Source organism: Vibrio sp. 1F253 (assembly GCF_041439295.1).
Taxonomy (GTDB): Bacteria; Pseudomonadota; Gammaproteobacteria; order Enterobacterales; family Vibrionaceae; genus Vibrio; species Vibrio tasmaniensis_A.
Genome location: NZ_JBGONU010000035.1, coordinates 16977 through 35988, shown reverse-complemented (window position 1 = coordinate 35988; position 19012 = coordinate 16977). Strand labels below are relative to the sequence as shown.

Annotated in this window: 16 protein-coding genes; 10 read left to right on the top strand and 6 right to left on the bottom strand. The window is 44.4% G+C overall.

What is annotated here, in order from left to right:
* Positions 1-4: 4 nt before the first annotated feature.
* Positions 5-1039, bottom strand: a complete 1035-nt coding sequence (locus ACED28_RS16415) for an AraC family transcriptional regulator (protein ID WP_371710273.1) — start codon at positions 1037-1039, stop codon at positions 5-7.
* Between the two features lie 169 nt (positions 1040-1208).
* Here ACED28_RS16415 and ACED28_RS16410 point away from each other — a divergent pair, with 169 nt between their 5' ends.
* From ACED28_RS16410 to purT, 7 genes are all read left to right on the top strand, one after another.
* The gene (locus tag ACED28_RS16410; RefSeq protein ID WP_371710272.1) at positions 1209-2222 is read left to right on the top strand and encodes a DUF2804 domain-containing protein; all 1014 of its coding nucleotides are present in this window, start codon (positions 1209-1211) and stop codon (positions 2220-2222) included.
* Positions 2223-2309: 87 nt separating this feature from the next.
* Positions 2310-3158: a sterol desaturase family protein gene (locus ACED28_RS16405; protein WP_371710271.1), complete on the top strand. Its 849-nt coding sequence runs from the start codon at positions 2310-2312 to the stop codon at positions 3156-3158.
* A 206-nt stretch (positions 3159-3364) separates the two neighbouring features.
* A complete protein-coding gene (sbcB, locus tag ACED28_RS16400; RefSeq protein ID WP_371710270.1) occupies positions 3365-4789 on the top strand; it encodes an exodeoxyribonuclease I in 1425 nt (474 codons plus the stop codon).
* A gap of 25 nt (positions 4790-4814) precedes the next feature.
* A complete protein-coding gene (locus tag ACED28_RS16395; protein ID WP_009846947.1) occupies positions 4815-5186 on the top strand; it encodes a CidA/LrgA family protein in 372 nt (123 codons plus the stop codon).
* A gap of 2 nt (positions 5187-5188) precedes the next feature.
* The gene (locus ACED28_RS16390) at positions 5189-5875 is read left to right on the top strand and encodes an LrgB family protein (protein WP_371710269.1); all 687 of its coding nucleotides are present in this window, start codon (positions 5189-5191) and stop codon (positions 5873-5875) included.
* Positions 5876-6223: 348 nt separating this feature from the next.
* Entirely contained in the window at positions 6224-7111 is an 888-nt protein-coding gene (gene cdd / locus ACED28_RS16385; RefSeq protein ID WP_371710268.1) for a cytidine deaminase, read from the top strand.
* 167 nt (positions 7112-7278) lie between these two features.
* Complete coding sequence (purT, locus tag ACED28_RS16380) at positions 7279-8454, top strand: formate-dependent phosphoribosylglycinamide formyltransferase (RefSeq protein WP_102582954.1); 1176 nt, start codon at positions 7279-7281, stop codon at positions 8452-8454.
* A gap of 115 nt (positions 8455-8569) precedes the next feature.
* Here the strand turns inward: purT and ACED28_RS16375 are convergent, their stop codons facing one another.
* Entirely contained in the window at positions 8570-9223 is a 654-nt protein-coding gene (locus tag ACED28_RS16375) for a thiopurine S-methyltransferase (protein ID WP_102249826.1), read from the bottom strand.
* A 324-nt stretch (positions 9224-9547) separates the two neighbouring features.
* On the opposite strand from ACED28_RS16375, the gene ACED28_RS16370 reads away from it, so the two are divergent.
* Positions 9548-10324: a phosphoribosylglycinamide formyltransferase gene (locus tag ACED28_RS16370; protein ID WP_371710267.1), complete on the top strand. Its 777-nt coding sequence runs from the start codon at positions 9548-9550 to the stop codon at positions 10322-10324.
* Positions 10325-10628: 304 nt separating this feature from the next.
* Here ACED28_RS16370 and ihfA read toward each other — a convergent pair whose 3' ends face one another.
* On the bottom strand, positions 10629-10925 hold the full coding sequence (gene ihfA / locus ACED28_RS16365; RefSeq protein ID WP_004734853.1) for an integration host factor subunit alpha: 297 nt from the start codon (positions 10923-10925) through the stop codon (positions 10629-10631).
* Positions 10926-11393: 468 nt separating this feature from the next.
* The gene (locus tag ACED28_RS16360) at positions 11394-12287 is read right to left on the bottom strand and encodes an EamA family transporter (RefSeq protein WP_009846953.1); all 894 of its coding nucleotides are present in this window, start codon (positions 12285-12287) and stop codon (positions 11394-11396) included.
* A 103-nt stretch (positions 12288-12390) separates the two neighbouring features.
* Here ACED28_RS16360 and ACED28_RS16355 point away from each other — a divergent pair, with 103 nt between their 5' ends.
* Together ACED28_RS16355 and cqsA are read left to right on the top strand one after the other, a co-directional pair.
* Positions 12391-13773, top strand: a complete 1383-nt coding sequence (locus tag ACED28_RS16355; RefSeq protein ID WP_135384424.1) for a PLP-dependent aminotransferase family protein — start codon at positions 12391-12393, stop codon at positions 13771-13773.
* A gap of 349 nt (positions 13774-14122) precedes the next feature.
* Complete coding sequence (gene cqsA, locus ACED28_RS16350; RefSeq protein WP_371710266.1) at positions 14123-15304, top strand: alpha-hydroxyketone-type quorum-sensing autoinducer synthase; 1182 nt, start codon at positions 14123-14125, stop codon at positions 15302-15304.
* 193 nt (positions 15305-15497) lie between these two features.
* Here the strand turns inward: cqsA and ACED28_RS16345 are convergent, their stop codons facing one another.
* Both ACED28_RS16345 and ACED28_RS16340 read right to left on the bottom strand, forming a co-directional pair.
* Positions 15498-17546, bottom strand: a complete 2049-nt coding sequence (locus ACED28_RS16345) for a response regulator (protein WP_371710265.1) — start codon at positions 17544-17546, stop codon at positions 15498-15500.
* Between the two features lie 271 nt (positions 17547-17817).
* Positions 17818-18633, bottom strand: a complete 816-nt coding sequence (locus ACED28_RS16340; RefSeq protein ID WP_371710264.1) for a TauD/TfdA dioxygenase family protein — start codon at positions 18631-18633, stop codon at positions 17818-17820.
* Positions 18634-19012 lie beyond the last annotated feature (379 nt).

Sequence of the window (19012 nt, the reverse complement as noted above, 5' to 3'; positions counted from 1 at the left end):
CGCTTTAACTTAAACGGTCACGAAACTGAGCGGGCGTTTTATTGAGCCAACCTTTAAACGCCCTTCTGAAATTTGCGGGGTCGCTATAACCGAGCCTTTCACCGATGTCATCGATACTCATGGTTGTGCCGAGTAACAGCTCTTTGGCCAGTGCCACTCGAACTTCGGTCAGCAATATTTGATAACTGGAATCATGGGTCACTAGCTCTCGCCTGAGTGTACGAGAGCTACAACCAAACTCTTCTGCGAGTTGTTCTATAGTCGGGAAACTGCCTGCGGTTTGATAAAAGATCGTTTTGATCTGGTTAGTCAGCAGGTGCTCAGAGTCCAGCGTTTCGACTATCGACTGGCAAGACGCGAGATAGCGCTTCAGTGTCGCGGCATCATGAGTCAATAACGTTTGTGATAAAACCGAGGCATCAAAACGCAGTTCACAATAGTTTTGTTCAAAAATCACCGGGCACTGGAAACGCTCGTCATAAAACTTGGTGTAATTAGGGCGAGCATAAGGCAAAGCCAAAGTGTGAATATCCAACTCATGACCAGTCAGTTCTTTGAACAAAGAGACGATTGAACTCAAGAAATACTCACTGCAGAAAGGCAGGAGATCGCCCACTTCCAAGGTGTTCTCAATCTGAATCACTGCTTGCTCGGAATCTAGAAACAATTTAACCGAGAAGATAGGACCGTTCAGGCGCAGGTATTTAAAGCCCGACTTGATGGCCTCCCCGACATTTTGACTGGTCGATAGCGCATAACCCAACACACCAAAGTGGCTCAAGCTAGCGTGTTCCCCAAGCCAAAGCCCTAAGCCATCGTGAGGAAAGCTCTGATTCGCCACGCTAAATAACGCAAGTTTATCAGCGTAAGTCAGCTTTCCATTCGGGTCTCGCCAATCCATGTTCGGCAAACCGACATCATTGAGTAACCTTTCAATATCGATACCTCGTTGCTCTAACGTATTCAACAGCAGCGCGATATCTAATGTCCCCAACTGATGCCGATGTCCGGTTGGCTTATACTCCGCGATAATCTCCAATAGTCTCTCCTTATATCGAGCCCATTCACATCAACATGACTACTCAGCTTCAACAACACTACTGACAAAATCGTGATTGGCAACGCGCTCTTGTCCGAATATGACCTCCCAATTCTACGCTACTCATCGCACAATGGCTTTAATTGTTAAATTAATGTGAACCATCGCAATGATAAAAACGAACCCAGCCCCACACAGTTTGATTGATTCTAATGGTCAGCCGAGCATTGGACATTTCGATGGCATCCCCAAGCACCTGAACATCGAGAACTTTGACTACCGAAACTCGATGGATTCAAAAGCAGCCCCTTGGCAGAAGCACTTCCACTACAAGCAATTTCAGTTTGTCAGCATCATCACCGACACACACATTATTGGTATCGCTATCGCGGATATTCGCTACTTGGGCTCGGCATTTTGTTATCTGTACGATATTGAAAACAACCATCTAGAAGAGTCATCTTGGTTGAGGCCATTAGGGTTTGATAAACAAGTTACCGCTTCGCCATTTGACGGCACGACAAACATTGCAGGCCAAAGTATCACCTTTAATATTGAAGGCGGGCAATGGCGAGTTCGCTTGAATACCAAACTCATCAAGGCCGATATCGCTTTAGAGCCTGAAACCGACAGCTTGCCAATGGCGATGTGCAGCCCAACGGGTTATTCAGGTTGGACTTACACCCAAAAGCACAATGCTTTACGCATCAGCGGCGACATCCAAATCAAAGGAGAATCACTCGTTCTCGAACAAGCTCGTGCTGGTTATGACTTTTCAGCGGGTTACATGAGACGTGAAACCAGTTGGCGCTGGGCAAGTATCAACACGCAATCCAATGGCACAGATATTGGCTTAAACCTCGCGGCGGGCGTGAATGAAACCGGAGGCTGCGAAAACGTGTTATGGGTCAATGGAACCAGACACTTGCTTAACCCGGTACAGTTTACGTTCAGTCGCCAAGACACGAACTTGCCTTGGCAGATAACATCACAAGATGGACGTATAAACCTGACCTTTATGCCCCTTAATAACCGCAGCGCAAAGCTCAATTTATGGCTGTTAAAGAGTAACTTTCGTCAGTTCATTGGTCATTTTTCTGGCTCGATTGAAGACAACAATGGAGTGACACATCAACTCGATGGTGCTCTTGGTCTAACAGAAGATCACTTTGCTCGCTGGTAGCGAAATTCTGCTGATTGAATCTCAGGCGAGCAAGTCTAAGTAAACTTGATACTAAGAACGCGTATGGCGTCTCAACAAGGATAAAACATGAATATCGACGCATTAATCAATCACCCAGAATGGCTACTGCTGGTATTAGCGCCCTTATTCGTGGTGTGCATGTTGGCTGAGTATTTTATCGGTCAGAAGCAAGGTCGATTGCCAGATAATTCCAGCTACAAACTTTCAGAAGTGATGTGTAACTTCACGCTTGCGGGAATGCATCAACTCTCCGATTTGCTCACCGGGTTATTGGTCGTGCAGTTGTATCTTTGGCTGTTTGGTTGGCGTTTAATGGACATTGAAATGGGCGTGCTGAGTTTCATTGTGTTGATGGTGTTGCAAGACTTTTGCTATTACTGGTTCCATAGAGCAAGCCATCGTGTTCGCTGGATGTGGGCAGCACACGTCGCGCACCACAGCTCAGAACAGATGAACTTCAGTACGGCTTTCCGTCAAAGCTTAATGTACCCACTTGCTGGGATGTGGCTATTCTGGGTACCGTTGGTCATCATAGGTTTTGACCCTAAATGGGTCATCTTTGTGGTGCTTCTGAATCTAGGTTTGCAGTTCTTTGTACATACTCAATGGATACGAAGCTTAGGACCACTTGAATACATCTTTAACACCCCATCACACCACCGTGTGCATCACGGCAAAAACCCGCAATACATAGATAAGAACTACGCCGGTGTTTTGATCATTTGGGATAAGTTGTTTGGTACGTTCGAACCTGAAGTTGAAACCGTACGTTACGGCGTCACCAAGCCTGTAAACAGTTTTAACCCTATAATCGTCACCTTTCAAGAATGGAAGGTTATATTCAAAGATTTGAGAAACCGAGAGCTAACCATCAAACAGAAAGTCCAGTTGATATTATCCCCCCCATCGGATTAAACGGACGATAGACAGATTGTATTAACTAAGAAACCGCCTCAACTGGATTCAAAGGCATCCCCACCGACTCGATTGAATAGTAAAGCACCGTTTTCCGATAATTTATTTGTGATCTGGGTTGCACGCGTACCGCATACTATCAGATACTGAACAAAACTAACCTTCAGCCACAGTAAACGTTCTGCGCTTGCTGTTCAGGAATTTCAATGAGTTCAGATAATCAGCCGACCTACTTCTTTTTCGATTACGAAACGTGGGGCGTTAGCCCAGCAAAAGACCGTCCGAGTCAGTTTGCGGGTGTTCGTACCGACCAAGATTTCAATGTTATTGGAGAGCCTCTGGTTATCTATTGCCAACCTCCTGCTGATTACCTTCCTGCGCCTGAAGCTGCACTGATCACCCGTATCACACCACAAAAAGCAGCTTCACAAGGTCTTCCTGAGCCGGAGTTTATCGCTAAGATCCATGCTGAGTTAGCCAAACCAAACACCACAAGCCTTGGCTACAACAGTATTCGATTCGATGATGAAGTAACGCGTTATACCTGTTACCGAAACTTCATCGACCCATATGCGTGGAGCTGGCAGAACGGCAACTCACGTTGGGATCTACTCGATGTAATGCGCGCTGTTCACGCACTGCGCCCTGAAGGCATTGTTTGGCCAGAGAACGAAGAAGGTTATCCAAGTTTCAAACTGGAACACCTATCTGTGGCAAACGGCATTGAACACGAGAACGCGCACGATGCGATGGCCGATGTTATTGCGACCATCGAGTTAGCAAAGAAGCTTAAAGCTGCACAACCTAAGATGTTCGATTACCTCTACAACATGCGCCACAAGCGTAAGCTGAATGAGTTAGTCGACATCGTAAACATGACACCTTTAATGCACGTTTCTGGCATGTTCGGTCGTGATTGTAATTACACAAGCTGGGTGGTGCCTATGGCTTGGCATCCAACCAATCAAAATGCGGTTATCGTGGTTAATTTAGCTAAAGATCCAAGCCCACTGTTAGAACTGGACGCTGATGAACTCAGAGAAAGGCTCTACACCAAGCGCAGTGAACTGGGTGAAGACGAGCTACCCGTGCCAATCAAATTGGTTCAACTGAACAAGTGCCCTATTCTTGCTCCAGCAAAAACGCTGACGGCTGAAAATGCCGAAACCATCGGTATCGATCGCCAACAATGCTTGAAGAACTTGGCCCTGTTGCGCGAACACCCAGAGATCCGCGAAAAACTGATCGGCCTGTATTCACAAGAACGAGAGTACGAAAAGAGTGATGATGTTGATACTCACCTTTACGACGGTTTCTTTTCTCCAGCGGATAAAACAGCGATGAACATCATTCGCGAAACTGACCCGAACAACTTGGCAGCTTTAGATATCACCTTCAGCGACGAACGTATTAAACCGTTACTGTTCCGTTACCGTGCACGTAACTTCCCATGGACGCTCGACGAAGCTGAGCAATTGAAATGGGCAAACCATTGTCGTGAGTTTTATGAGTGCCGTTTAGAAGAGTACATGCTCAACCTTGAAAACCTCGCGCACGAACATGAAAGTGACGAGAAGAAAATGGCTATCTTGAAGGCGGTTTATCAATACGTAGAAAAGTTAGCTAGTTAATTCCATTATCAAGAGACGTAACACTTTGAAAGAAAGATTGATCCAACTGGTTTACTGCTTAATCTCCTTCACCTTAATCATAGGTGCACTTACAGTAGGTAACGCGTTACAGCACTTTTTGGATACCTCAATCCCAGGCAGTATTTTTGGCATGTTGATTCTGTTTGCCGCCATGGTGATTGGTATTGTTCCTTCGCACTGGGTACAACCCGGTGCAAGCTTGATTATCCGCCTAATGATCTTACTGTTTGTTCCGATCAGTGTTGGGTTGATGGATCACTTCGACATGCTCATCGCGAACGCATTGCCAATTATGGCGAGCGCCGTTGGTGGCACGTTGCTGGTGTTGGTGTCCTTATCATGGTTTTTAGACCGCTTGCTTTCGAGAGGTAACTGATCATGTGGATTCTACTCACCATCGTGGTATTCCTGTTTGCTCGCTGGGTAAGTCAAAAAGTTAACTCACCACTGTGTAATCCCCTGCTGATCAGCATTGGTATCATCATTCCGATACTCACGTTCTTCAAAGTACCGTTTGAGACTTACTATGCGGACAACACCTGGATTACCTACATGCTGCAGCCCGCGGTAGTTGCCCTTGCTTATCCGCTTTATGAACAGCTACCTCAAATCAGAGCCAACTGGCGCATCATCACCTTTGCTTGCACACTAGGCAGTGTGATGTCGATGACAACGACAGCATTGATCGCTGTGGCTTTTAAAGCGGACTTAAGTTTGATTGCGAGTTTATTAGGTAAGTCAGTCACCACACCAATTGCGATGGAAGTATCGAGCCATTTAGGTGGTGAAGCAGCGATTGCGGCAATACTGGTATTGATTGTTGGTCTATTTGGGGCAATTTTTGCTTATCCAATCTACAATCTCATTGGTATTAAGAGCCCTATTGCCCGAGGTTTAACCATGGGTACCGTGTCTCATGCTTTAGGTACTGCGACCTGTGCTGAAAAGAATCAGGAAGATGCTGCATTCAGTTCGTTGGCATTGGTTCTTTGTGGGGTTATCACCTCAATCATCGCACCGAGTATATTTTCGCTCGTGGTTTGGTTCTATTCTCAACCACTTTGATTACAGTTTATACGCGCTCTAATAGATGAGTTGGTAAATAGCTAAACTCACTGGTTCACGACTTTTAGGCGTTACAGATATCAATAAGCCCAAGCATAACCTGATTATTTCAGTGATAGCTTGGGCTTTTTTCTCTCATTTATTCATCAATACGTGACAAACCAAACTCAATTTCAAGCAATAAGTGCGATATCAATGGTAGTTTTTACTCTTGCAATCGATTTCATCTGTGACCTCACTCTAATTATGCAAGCCAATGTAACAACAACAACTCAGTGGTGATCAAGGTCACAGAAAATTCCTGAGCATTGCATAGAATTAAAGCCTAAGGTCAATTAAGGATTCAACATGAACAGTCGTATTACCCTGGCGCTGGAAAGTGCTCCATCATCAATGAAAGCGCTTTTGAGTGACATCGTATTAGCAGACAACTTTGACGCGACATTGTCTCCAGAACAATTTGCTAGCCTACTGCAAGCAAGTGGTCTAGCGGATGACGAACTACGTATTACGCTACTTCCTTTTGCCGCAGCGTATTCTTACGCTCCGTTATCTGACTTTTATGTGGGTGCAATCGTGCGTGGTTTGTCTGGTACTCTGTATTTTGGTGCAAACCTTGAAATCGCTGGTGCTCAACTTGGTCAAACCGTTCACGCTGAGCAATCTGCAATCAGCCACGCTTGGATGAAAGGCGAATTAGGTATCTCAGATATCACCATCAACTTCAGTCCTTGTGGTCACTGTCGTCAATTCATGAACGAACTGACAACAGCAAAAGAACTTAAAGTTCAGCTTCCACAACGTGATGAAATGTCTCTGCAAGAGTACCTACCAGACTCGTTCGGCCCTGCTGATTTAGGTGTGACGACTGGCCTAATGACTAAGCTTGATCATAAACACACGACTGAAGAAACAACGCCTATTGTTGTAGAAGCGCTAGCAGCACTAAACCGCAGCCATGCTCCTTACACCAAAAACCTAAGTGGTGTTTCACTGCAATTGACGTCGGGTGAGGTTTTCACTGGTGCTTACGCTGAAAACGCAGCGTTCAACCCGAGCTTACCTCCTCTGCAAGTGGCGTTGATTCAACTTAAACTGGCTGGCTTCGATTTTGAACAAATTGAAAGTGCAGCTTTGGTTGAAATCGCCGAAGGTAGCATCAGTCACCTAGCGGATACGCAATCTACATTAGAAGCGATTAATCCCGACATTCCAGTGACTTACTTAGCAATCTAAGTACATCTAATTAACAAAAATTCAAATAAGCAGCCCTATTTAACGGGGCTGCTTTTTTTATACCTGTAATTAACGCAACAACTTGCGCAAACGTTTGCTTTTATCATTGAAATAAGTATGATCACCCCGTTTTCAATCAATCGTTCAAAAGATCGGAAGGAATTTCTATGTTTGGTACTGCTACTCGTGAAAATGCTACTCGTGTACTTCTATTAGGTTCAGGTGAACTCGGCAAAGAAGTTGCTATCGAGTGCCAACGTTTAGGTTTGGAAGTTATTGCTTGTGACCGTTATGCAGACGCACCCGCGATGCAAGTTGCGCATCGTAGCCATGTATTAGACATGTTAGACGGCGATGCACTGCAAGCAGTCATTGAACTTGAAAAACCAGATTATGTGGTTCCTGAAATTGAAGCTATTGCCACCAGCAAGTTGGTAGAGCTGGAAGCGCAAGGCTTAAATGTCGTTCCCACTGCAAATGCGACTAAGCTAACGATGAACCGCGAAGGTATCCGTCGCCTAGCTGCAGAAGAGCTAAAACTGAGCACTTCTCCTTACCGCTTTGCAGACACCTTTGAAGACTTCTCTGCCGCTGTTGAATTCGTGGGCATGCCTTGCGTTGTTAAGCCAGTAATGAGCTCTTCAGGTAAAGGCCAAAGCGTAATCAAAACAGAAGAAGACATTCAAAAGTCTTGGGACTACGCACAAGAAGGCGGCCGTACTGGCGCAGGTCGTGTGATCGTTGAAGGCTTCATCGACTTTGATTACGAAATCACGCTACTGACCGTTCGCGCAGTCGACGGCGTTCATTTCTGTGCACCAATCGGCCACCGTCAAGAAGATGGTGATTACCGTGAATCATGGCAGCCACAAGTAATGTCAGACAACGCACTTAAAGCCGCCCAATACACGGCTGAACAAGTGGTTAACGCACTAGGTGGTCACGGTATCTTTGGTGTCGAGCTGTTTGTTAAAGGCGATCACGTTATCTTCAACGAAGTATCCCCTCGCCCACACGATACTGGCTTAGTGACTCTTATGTCTCAAGACTCATCGGAATTCGCACTGCACGTACGCGCGTTTACCGGTATGCCGATCAAATCCATCACGCAATACGGTCCATGTGCATCAGCGGTTATTCTGGGCCAAGGCACTTCAACCAACATTCGTTTTGAAGGTCTTACAGAGGCGCTAGACGCACCACAAACGCAAGTTCGCTTGTTTGGTAAGCCTGATATCGATGGTCGCCGTCGTCTAGGTGTGGCGCTGACTCGTCGCAACAGCACTGAGACTGCGATTGAAGATGCAATTGAGAGTGCTTCTAAAGTAAAAGTGATTTACTAGCCAGCTATTCAATTCTGAACAACCACGAGTTCACATCTGAACAATAAAAAAAGACGGGCTATCGAGCCCGTCTTTTTGTTGGTGTTATCTGTTGGCTTAACTAAGCAAACTGAACTTAAGCGTCTGACTCAATCAAATACACTTCTTCACAGAAGCGAGACAAGCCTTTCTTAGCGATCTTCGGATGTTCATCGTTCGCTATATCTTGATTCAACAATGTGATTTGGTATCCAGCGAACAACTGAGTGATCTCTAGTTTAGGTACGCTAAACGGAGGCCCCGCCATTTCGCTTTGGTCGTAATCCAGCGTCACCAGAAGGATCTTACCACCCGGTTTCAGCAGTTGTTTCAAACGCTCTACATACTGCACTCGCATCTCTTCAGGCAATGCGACTAAAGACGCGCGATCATAAATGGTATCGACAGGCTGGATTGGTGCTGTGAAGTAATCGCCCGTGTAGATGTTCAGTTCATCGAATTGGTAGAGCTCGTGCTGACCGCTAATTTGAGTCACAGTCGGGGTATAAAGGTGCTCTGCAAAAAATGCGCGAACCGCAATCTGGCTTAACTCGACACCTTGAACATCTTCATGCTTTGAAGCTAGCCAAATCAGATCTTCACTTTTACCACAAAGTGGAACAAACACACTCTTCTCGTAGCTAGGCTCAGTCTTTTCCCAAAATTTAATCAGAAGTGGGTTTACATCTTCGAGGTGGAAACCAATTTGGTTGGCTGCCCATTTATTGTGCCAAAATTCAGGATTATTCATCTTTCGTTCATGTTAAACAGTCATAATGCAAGGGTACAGTATAGAGAGGTAAGAGCAACCTTAGCTTGGTTTAAAGTACCAAATTGGTTTCGATAAAATCAGAAACTGGCTAAGTTCAAAGTTCTGATAATTGCGGAACTAACGGTTGGATTATTTGTCTATATCTTCACATTTTAAAGCAATATTAAACGTTAGAGTTGGTTTCTGTCTTAGCTAGCCCCATTTAATATTTAGTGAGTTTGGTTAAGCTGTTTTTACTCTTGTGCGTTACTGGTTACCCCTTTTGACTACCCGTTTTTTGTAACCTTGTATTTTGGAGTTTGAATGAGTGTATTTCTCCGTACGACGGCCCTAATGCTTTTGGTATTGAGCCGAGCGCCTGCATTCGCAGCAGCACCTGTTTCAACAAGTTCAACAGATCAAACGCGCACTCCTGCGCAAAACCAAGTATCTTCAAACGTATTCCGTCATAGTTTGAGCGGCCTTTACGGCATCAAAGCCTTCGATTCACGCCCGACTCAGCCTTACACCGACTTCGATATTCTGTACAGCAAAGCGCATCAAGGCCAAGCTGAATTAGAAACTATCTGTAAAAGTACTGCCCTACTCACCAATTCTGAAGCGCTATTTGCTGGCGTTAAATCTCAAGCTCGTGCAGAAGAAAAAATCGCCCTTGAGCTTGATGGTGATGTAACAAAAATTACCGACTTAGCCCGTGCAACTATCATCGCGAACGATGTCGAGAGCTTGGTTGAAGTTTACGAAGTGCTAAGCCGTGAAGCAGATGTTGTTAAGCTGAAAAACAAGTTTAAATCACCAGCTGACTCTGGCTACCGTGACCTTAACTTGTTGGTTCGTTTGCCTAAAACCAACATCATTGCAGAGGTTCAACTTCACTTAAAAGCGATTGCTGATGTGAAAAGTGGCCCTGAGCACGAGCTGTACGAAATTATCCAAGGTATTGAGCGTCACGCAATTGCAGAACATCGCCCAATCAACGATATCGAAGCGGCACAAATTAATAGCTTAAGACGCCAATCTTTAGAGCTTTACCAACAAGCATGGCAACCGTACATTACAACGCACATTAAAGCGGCTTAATCACTGACTAAGCAATTATCATAAACAAGAACGACAAAGGGCTGCATAATCGCAGCCCTTTCTTTTTATTAGTGCTCTCGCGTTGCTTTCATTAGTTCATTACTATCAGAAAGCAAAATATAGGGATGTCACTATTAGTAGTTAACGAGAAGGGTGATTAACGAGAAGGGTGATTAACGAGAAGGGTAGCTAAGAAAAGAGAGTCAGGTGATACCACTAAGAGAAACTAGTGACAAGACAGTCAGCAAATGATGCATAAGACGTAGATACAAAAAGACCACGCTAGGCGTGGTCTATTGCTTGGCTACTTCTCGATTTTAATATTTTCGACTCGGGCCTTTAGTTTTTGTCCCGGTCTAAAAGTAACAACACGTCGAGCAGAAATTGGAATGTCTTCACCAGTTTTCGGGTTACGACCAGGTCGCTCGTTTTTCTCACGAAGATCAAAGTTACCAAAACCAGACAGTTTTACCTGTTCGCCATTTTCAAGTGCCTTACGAACTTCTTCGAAAAACACTTCAACCGTTTCCTTGGCATCCCGCTTGCTGTATCCGAGTGTTTCAAACAGGTTCTCAGCCAAATCGGCTTTAGTGAGTGCCATAAAACTTTCCTCAAAGCTATGTTATACATTGCTACCATCTTCAGTAGCGCCAAAGCATTTACCCTATTCAATCAATGAGATAAGGTCATTTACAAGGAAAGTGTATGCCAAGCTTCTGATTTTCGCCAACTTTTTTATCTCATCAATTTAATTATTCTTTCAAATCAGGAAGATAACTCCCTTGCAAAGTCACATATATAGCTAAAAAACACCTAGCCAACAGGTACGATGTGATATTATATCCCGCAAAATACAACATAATAAGAATTTAAAACTTTAGTGTTCTAAAAGATAATTTTTGAGACCTCTATCCTATACCCAATAAAATCAGCCACTTGATTTGATATCAAACTCAACAGAGGTTACTAAGTAACCATTATTAAATATGATATTTGTATCATTTCAGAATTTAATTCGAATTAGTCAATCCTTTCGACAATGCTATTCTGCTGTGTTTTTAGAAAACGCTCAATCAATCGTCTTTATTTCCCTAAGAGGTCTTACGGTTGTCTTAGCAGGCTTCACTATCAAACCTATACCGACTAGAAACAGTACAGATGCCACAACTTGAGCGACTGATAGCACCTCGTCATACATAAAGTAACCACTGATCAATGCGAAGATAGGTACTAGCAAGGTTAACGGCGCTGTCGTGCTTAACGGATATTGAATTAACAGTTTATTCCACACCCAGTAACCGAATAGCGTGGTTGGGTAAGCCTGAAACAACACAGCAATCGTTGCGTTCCAATCCCATTGTTCTATCGCCTGCCAAATAATTTGGTCACCGTGCAGCATCACCGCAAACAACACTAATGGAACTGGCGCAAATAGCATGCCCCACACGTTAAACGCAAAAGCCTGAGTGGTTTTAGACGCTTTAACAATCACGCCCATTAACGTCCAACTACACGCTGCGATCATAATAAGAATCACGCCATTAACAGTGACATTGCCCGTTGCTGCGGAAACCAGCACCGCCAACGCGCACATCGCTAACATCGCACCCATTAACTTGCGAACCGACGCACTTTCTTTGAAAACCCACACGCCAACCGCCATACCAATTAGCACATTGGTTGAAAGCAACACCGACGAAAGCCCCGATGAGAGCCCAGCGGTGATTGACCATGAAGCCATGCCCCAGATGCCCACACCAAACACAAAGCCATAACTAACTAAATAACGCCACGCGACATTCGGTCTTGCTACAAAAAATATCACCGGAATCACCGCTAGCGAGAAACGCGCGGCGGTTGCCAACAACGGATGAACATTGGTTACACCCATTTTGATCATCGAGAAATTGAATCCCCAAATTGCCATCACGAACACCGCTAACAACAAATCATTTCTTTTCATACTGACCCCTCCTTTGTTTTGAATGAGTATCCCTTGATCAATAAAACCAGTACAGATACAATTTTTACAATAAAAACCAGTACAGTTAACAACGGTCGTGACCATGAGCATCTACAGAAAGCTAGCCAATCAGTTTATTGATGAGATTGAAACGGGGAAAAGACCCGAAGGTGGACGCATGCCTTCGCTGCGTCAATTAGCTAAACAACAAGCCATCAGCATGTCGACCGTGGTGAGCTGCTACCAAGAACTGGAATCACAAGGCTGGATACACTCTCGACCGCAAGCAGGGTATTTTGTTTCTCCTCATAAACCTGCTCGTTCAACCCCAGAGTGGGCACAGTTTGAAAGTAAAGTGTCGAGCGTCAAGCTAACCTCATCGACTCACAGCTCAATCAATGGACCTTTAGGGGTGTCTAGCACCGCCAATGATGAACAGTCGATTGTTGAACTGGAACGCAGTTTTCGCCGCGCTATTCGGCGTATGAGCAGCAGGCTAAACCATTACCCAGATACACAAGGTGAGCCAATGTTACGTCAGGCATTATCCACTCACTTTGCCAAGCTCGATGTACACTTTTCACCTGAAGAGATGGTGATTACGGCAGGCTGTATGTCTGCGATTAAGGCTGCACTTGAATCGTGCACCAAAGAAGGCGACACCATCGCGATTAGTTCACCTTGTTTCAACGGCATTCTGGAGTTGCTCGGAAAGATGTCGCGACAAATCATCGAGATCCCATCTCTAGATGACGGTATCGACTTGCAACAATTAGAAGCACATTTGAAGAATAAACGAGTGGATGCCGCGATTTTTTGTACCTCTCATATGAACCCTCAAGGGATCAACATGTCGGCTAGTCAAAAACAAAAGCTTGCTGAATTAGCGAATCACTATCAAGTACCGATCATTGAAGATGATGTGTATCTGGAACTTTCTTATTCCTCACACACTCCACTCCCCGCGAAATACTACGACAAAGGCGGCTATGTACTATGGTGTGGTTCAATATCGAAAAGCTTGTCACCGAGTTACCGATTAGGATGGTGCTTACCAGGGAGGTTCATTAACGAATACAAGGCTCAGTTTTCTGCTGCAAGCTATGGCGTCGCCCTACCCACTCAGCTTGCAGTTGCTGACTTTATCGAATCTGGTCAATACGCAAAACACGTTAGAAGAAGGTGTACTCAGCTTCTCTCTTTGCGCCAGCAATACCTAAGTTATTTGGCTCAGCACCTTCCTCAAGGAGTAAAGATAAGTAACCCACAAGGTGGCATGGTACTTTGGCTACAAATACCAAATTTGAACCAATCAAGCTTTGCTCAGGCAGTTGCCGACCACAACATTGATATCAGGCTTGGGCACCTGTTTAGCACTCATGACCTTTACAGCAATTGCTTACGCATCAATATTGGTTACTCGTTAGAGGGAAAAGCCAAGCAGGAATTGAACGACTTAATCGAACTGATTCACGTTCATAGCTAATACGTTCCAGTTCTTAATACGTGCCAGTTCATAATACGTGCCAGTTCATAATACGTGCCAGTTCATAATACGCAGCTAGGACATCAAAGCTTTTCAGAATCGACTTTTTTCAGGGTCATTAGAACACCGAAATTTTAATAGCCTTTTATCATAAAAAAGAAGGCTATCATTCCAATCTGATCTAGGTTAAAGCCCCGCACCGTAAGGAAAATGACTCGCTTCGATACCTTTAAATACTGAGTTTGCTAGCACATACAAAATTATGCAAACTGGCTAATGACACATCACTTTTTAACTTCAATATACAACCGCCGGCGCTGGCGTTTTCCCGTATTTGAAGAGAATAATTATGAGTGATACAACAAAAAACAAACCACTACCTTCCTTTATCGAAGAACGCTTGAACTTCTATATTCAAGACCTCATTACCCAGAACCAAAGCCAAAAGCACTTGGTATTGGGTAAACGACCTCAGCGCAACGCCGTCGTGATGCAGAGCAATGATTACTTAGCACTGTCACACAACAAACCGATCCAAGACGCCCATCAAGCGGCGATTATCGAACACGATGACAACGTAGTGATGTCTGCAATTTTTTTACAAGATGAAGAGTCTAAACCTGCGTTTGAAACCGAGCTCGCGAACTATGTCGGAATGGAGAGCTGTTTGCTTTCTCAGTCAGGTTGGGCGGCCAATATTGGACTATTACAAACCATCTGCCCGCCGGACACATCGGTGTATATCGACTTTTTTGCCCATATGTCGCTATGGGAAGGCATTCGTGCCGCTGGCGGCATCGCCCACCCGTTTATGCATAACAATATGAATCACCTGCGTAAACAGTTAGAGCGCCACGGCTCAGGCGTTATTGTGGTCGATTCGGTTTACAGTACCATTGGGACCATCGCCCCACTACGCGACATCTACGAAATGGCGCAGGAGTTTGATTGTGCCGTCGTCGTTGATGAATCGCATTCATTGGGCACGCATGGGGAAAATGGTGCCGGCATAGTTCACGCATTGGGCCTTACAAACCAAGTCGACTTCATCACCGTAAGTTTGGCTAAAACCTTTGCTTATCGTGCAGGCGCGATCCTTGGGCCAAAACTGCTTTCAGAAACCTTACCGTTTGTTGCTTATCCCGCGATTTTCAGCTCGACCGTGTTACCACAAGAGGTGGTCCGTTTAGAGAAAACATTAGAGGTAATCAAAAGTGCAGATGATAGACGACAAGCTCTGTTCCTGCGTGCTAAATCGCTGACTACGGGTCTAAAACGAATTGGCTTTAATATCCGCAGCGAGTCTCAAATTGTTGCGTTGGAGTGCGGCAATGAGAGAAATACAGAGCGAGTGCGCGACTTCCTTGAAGAACGGAATGTGTTCGGTGCGGTGTTCTGCCGCCCCGCTACGGGCAAGAACAAGAACATCATCCGATTTTCAGTGAATGCCGATATGACACCACGAGACATTGACCATGTGCTCACCGTTTGTCACGAAGCGTACCATCACCCAGAGTTAGAGTTCGTATAACTCTGTACACACCAATTCTATAACTAACACAAACGGCAGGACTGAATAGACGCTATCATGTCGCGATACAAAAAGAGCCCAGCGAATTGCTGAGCTCTTTCTTGTGTTCATCTATTCATCTATTCATCTATTCATCTATTCATCTATTCATCTATTCATCTAGTTCAGCTGGATAACCGGACGGTACAACAAATCAAATCCAGTGTGCAATTTTATCGAACAGTCGGGTTTTATCTGCTGGCTTCACAATAAAATCTGACATGCCTGACGATTCCATTTTTTCCAATGTCACTGGGGAACTGTCGCCTGTGTGAGCAATAATCGGCACTGTAGAGTATTCTTTGGCAGCACTGCGGATTCGACGAGAAGCTTCAATACCATCCATAATTGGCATTTCGATATCCATCAGAATCAAATCAACATCCTCGGTATCCAAAGCATCTAACGCTTGTTGGCCATCTTCTTTCTGTACAACGTCAAAGCCCTGTTTTTCCAACAACATTGCGGTAAAACGGCGCAAAGATTCGTTGTCATCGACCACCATTATCGTACGTTTATTAGTCGCCTCTAGTGGTTTCACAGCAACCGATAGCAACACGTAATTAGAATCGAAAAGTAAGCGCTCGATGGTGGCTTTGGTATTCAGTAGCCAAACTTGTGTTTCCACCCAAATCGGTTCAAAAGCAACGTTGCGAACACGCTTAATGGGGTGATGCTCATACAAATAGATGATTCTCGCTTCAGTGAACGATAGCAAAGATTCAATTCTATCGAGGTAATTGGCTCTTAAATCTAAGCTCTCCATATCAACGAAAATCAAGTCGAACTCAAATTGATATTCCTTATTTTTAAGTGCTGATACAACGTCTAATACGGTGAGGTCAAACCCCATAAAACGTGATGTCTCAGTAATTTTATCAGAGAGTACTTTCTGGTCACTCACCATCAACACTGTCTTTAGCTTAGTGAGCTCACTCTTAATTTCGTTCACAGAGTGAGAAGTCAAAGATGGAAAAGTCATCGTGAACTGCGTCCACTGTTCCACCTCAGACTTACACTTAATCTCTCCACCAAACGACCGCATTACCTTCTGACAAAATGGCAAACCTAAGCCGTAGTTACCTGATTGGCCGGTGGTGTAAAAATCCTGGAAGATACGTCGAATGACATCGTTTGAAATACCAGCTCCGTTATCGGTAACCATAATTTGATTGGTCACGTCATCACTACACATGGTGACATGAATATGAAAATCTTCGGGGCTGCGATGATGGAATGCGTTCTTGAACAAGTTATACATCACGTACTTCAACAAGGTATCACTACCCAAGAAGTCAAAGTTGCTTTGTACATCTAAAGAGATCGCTGATTTATCAGCTGAGCGCTTATAGTTAAAGCTATCTATCGCCCCTTCCACCACCGCTTGAGCTGAATGTTTCTTGAACGTAGAACGAGATACTCGGTTTTCATCAATTGAAGTCAATAGCAGATCAATCGTCTCGTTACCTGAGTGAATAATCTCCATCGCTTCATCACCCACTTCACGTAACTGTATAACTTCTTCATTACTCAAAGCGTATTGCCCTTGGTGGCCACCACTTTTCGGATTCGGCAATATGGACTGCATAACATCAATAGATGTCAGTAAACCACTTAGTGGGTTTCGCATCTCATGCGCGATACCAGCTCCAAAAGATTTCGCCAATGACACCTTATTCTCATGTTCCACCTGATTACGGAAGTAAAATAAGTTACCGAACAAATAGATAAATAAGAAGATTGGCACATGCGTCCAATCCATGGTGAGCTCTAAGTAGAAGCCTTGTGCCACCCATGCACACAAGGTAGCAATCCCTATCCCGGCGAAGGTTTGTGCAAACATCACTCGAGTGACGTGAACTAATAGAATATGGAGGAAAATAGCCGACATGAAAGACATAACCCATACGTTGGACCAGTTATTCATCAGCAGCATGTAAAAGAAAAAACACGGTAAGCAGAGGGTAATAGCGACTTGATAATAAGCCGGAAGGTACTTTCGCCAATCAAATGGAATACGATTACGAACAACAATCCCAAGGAACAATACCGAGCAAAACAGACGCACGGCTAAATTTTCATAGGGTTGCGGAAACAAGAATTCCCATACAATGTAGTAAGCAGGGAAACCGACAAAGCCCATCCAACCCACAAGGGTTAGGTTAGGTTCTGCGTACTGATAAACTTTACGAATCGCGTTCATACAAATACTTTATTTACTAAGCCCTAACGTTTACAAAGTCTAAAATTTGATGTTGGTTCTTATGTTTTCCGCTGAGTATATTACACATCACCTCAGAGCAGTGAGCTTTCAATCAAATATGTATCAACGCTTTTGATTTTATTATGACTTAGATGAATAAAGTCTCGGTTTCATACTTTAACTCAGACAACATCCCTAAGTGATTCAGATTTATACGCTCACGCCTACACCAATAACGCGCCTTAGCAAGTGCTGCGCCTCTTCGTTTGCATTATGTCACTGTAACGCGATGCATCTTTCTTGGAGTATCGCCGTAATCAATCACCGCGTAATGTTGCGTTACCCTATTGTCCCAAATAGCCATTGATCCCTTGTCCCATTTGAAACGGACTTGAAACTCAGGGCGTCGTGCAATTTCAAACAGTTGGTAAAGTAAAGCATCACTATCTTGTCGGTCGAGCTCGTTGATATAACGAGTAAACTGTTCATTGATATAAAGTGTTTCTTTACCGGTTTCCGGATGGCTCTGAACAACAGGATGGATTACAGGTGGATTTTTCTGCGCGGTTTTAAGTAGTGATTTGTGCCAATCAAGCTCTATCTGATCTGACTCAACTCCCTCGAAAGCCACCAGCGAATGAGTCGCAGACAACCCTCTCAGCTTTGCTTTCATGTCTTCATCTAATGACTCGAAAACCGCCGTCATCGAACACCAAATCGTATCCCCACCGGTGCTTGGAATATGTTGGGCATGCAACAACGACGCTTTCGATGGCAATTTTCGCCAGGTTAGATCCGTATGCCAATAGCTTTCCATGGGTGCATTACCACGGGTTGTTTCGATGACACTCACTTGAGGTGCATGTTCGACGCGAGGGAAAAATGGATGTGCTGGTTCGAGTTGTCCAAATCGCTCTGCAATCATCAAATGCTGTTCTGGCGAAAGGGTTTGATCATCCAGAAAAATCACTTGATGAGTTAGAAGCGCCAGATAAACCTCATCAAGTTCAGTCGCACTGCATGTAGCGAGATTGACTCCATGAATACGAGCACCGATGTGAGGGGTAATGGGTTCGATTTTCAACATAAATTCGCTTATTGATGATATGAAATTTCAGGATCAGTTTAGGTACTGGCTATTAAACCGGACAAATACGCCATTTCTTTCAACACTGTTCACTCCAAGAGAAAGTCTCACTTTAATAAGAAAAGGCCATCTAAAAAAAGAGCCCCTACATAGGAGCTCTTTTCGTTTTTTGATACTTCCTGTATCCATAGACAAGTCCAATCTGTAGTACTTTCACTGAAAGCCAGATCATCGATATCTCCAGTTGTGTATCAACTTAAATGTAACACACAATCTCCAGGCTGTTCTAAAACACAGCCGAGATAATGAGTTTAGTGCCACTCCATCTCAACACTCAGCACTTGTTCGATGCCATCAAGATGGAAGGAATCTCGACATT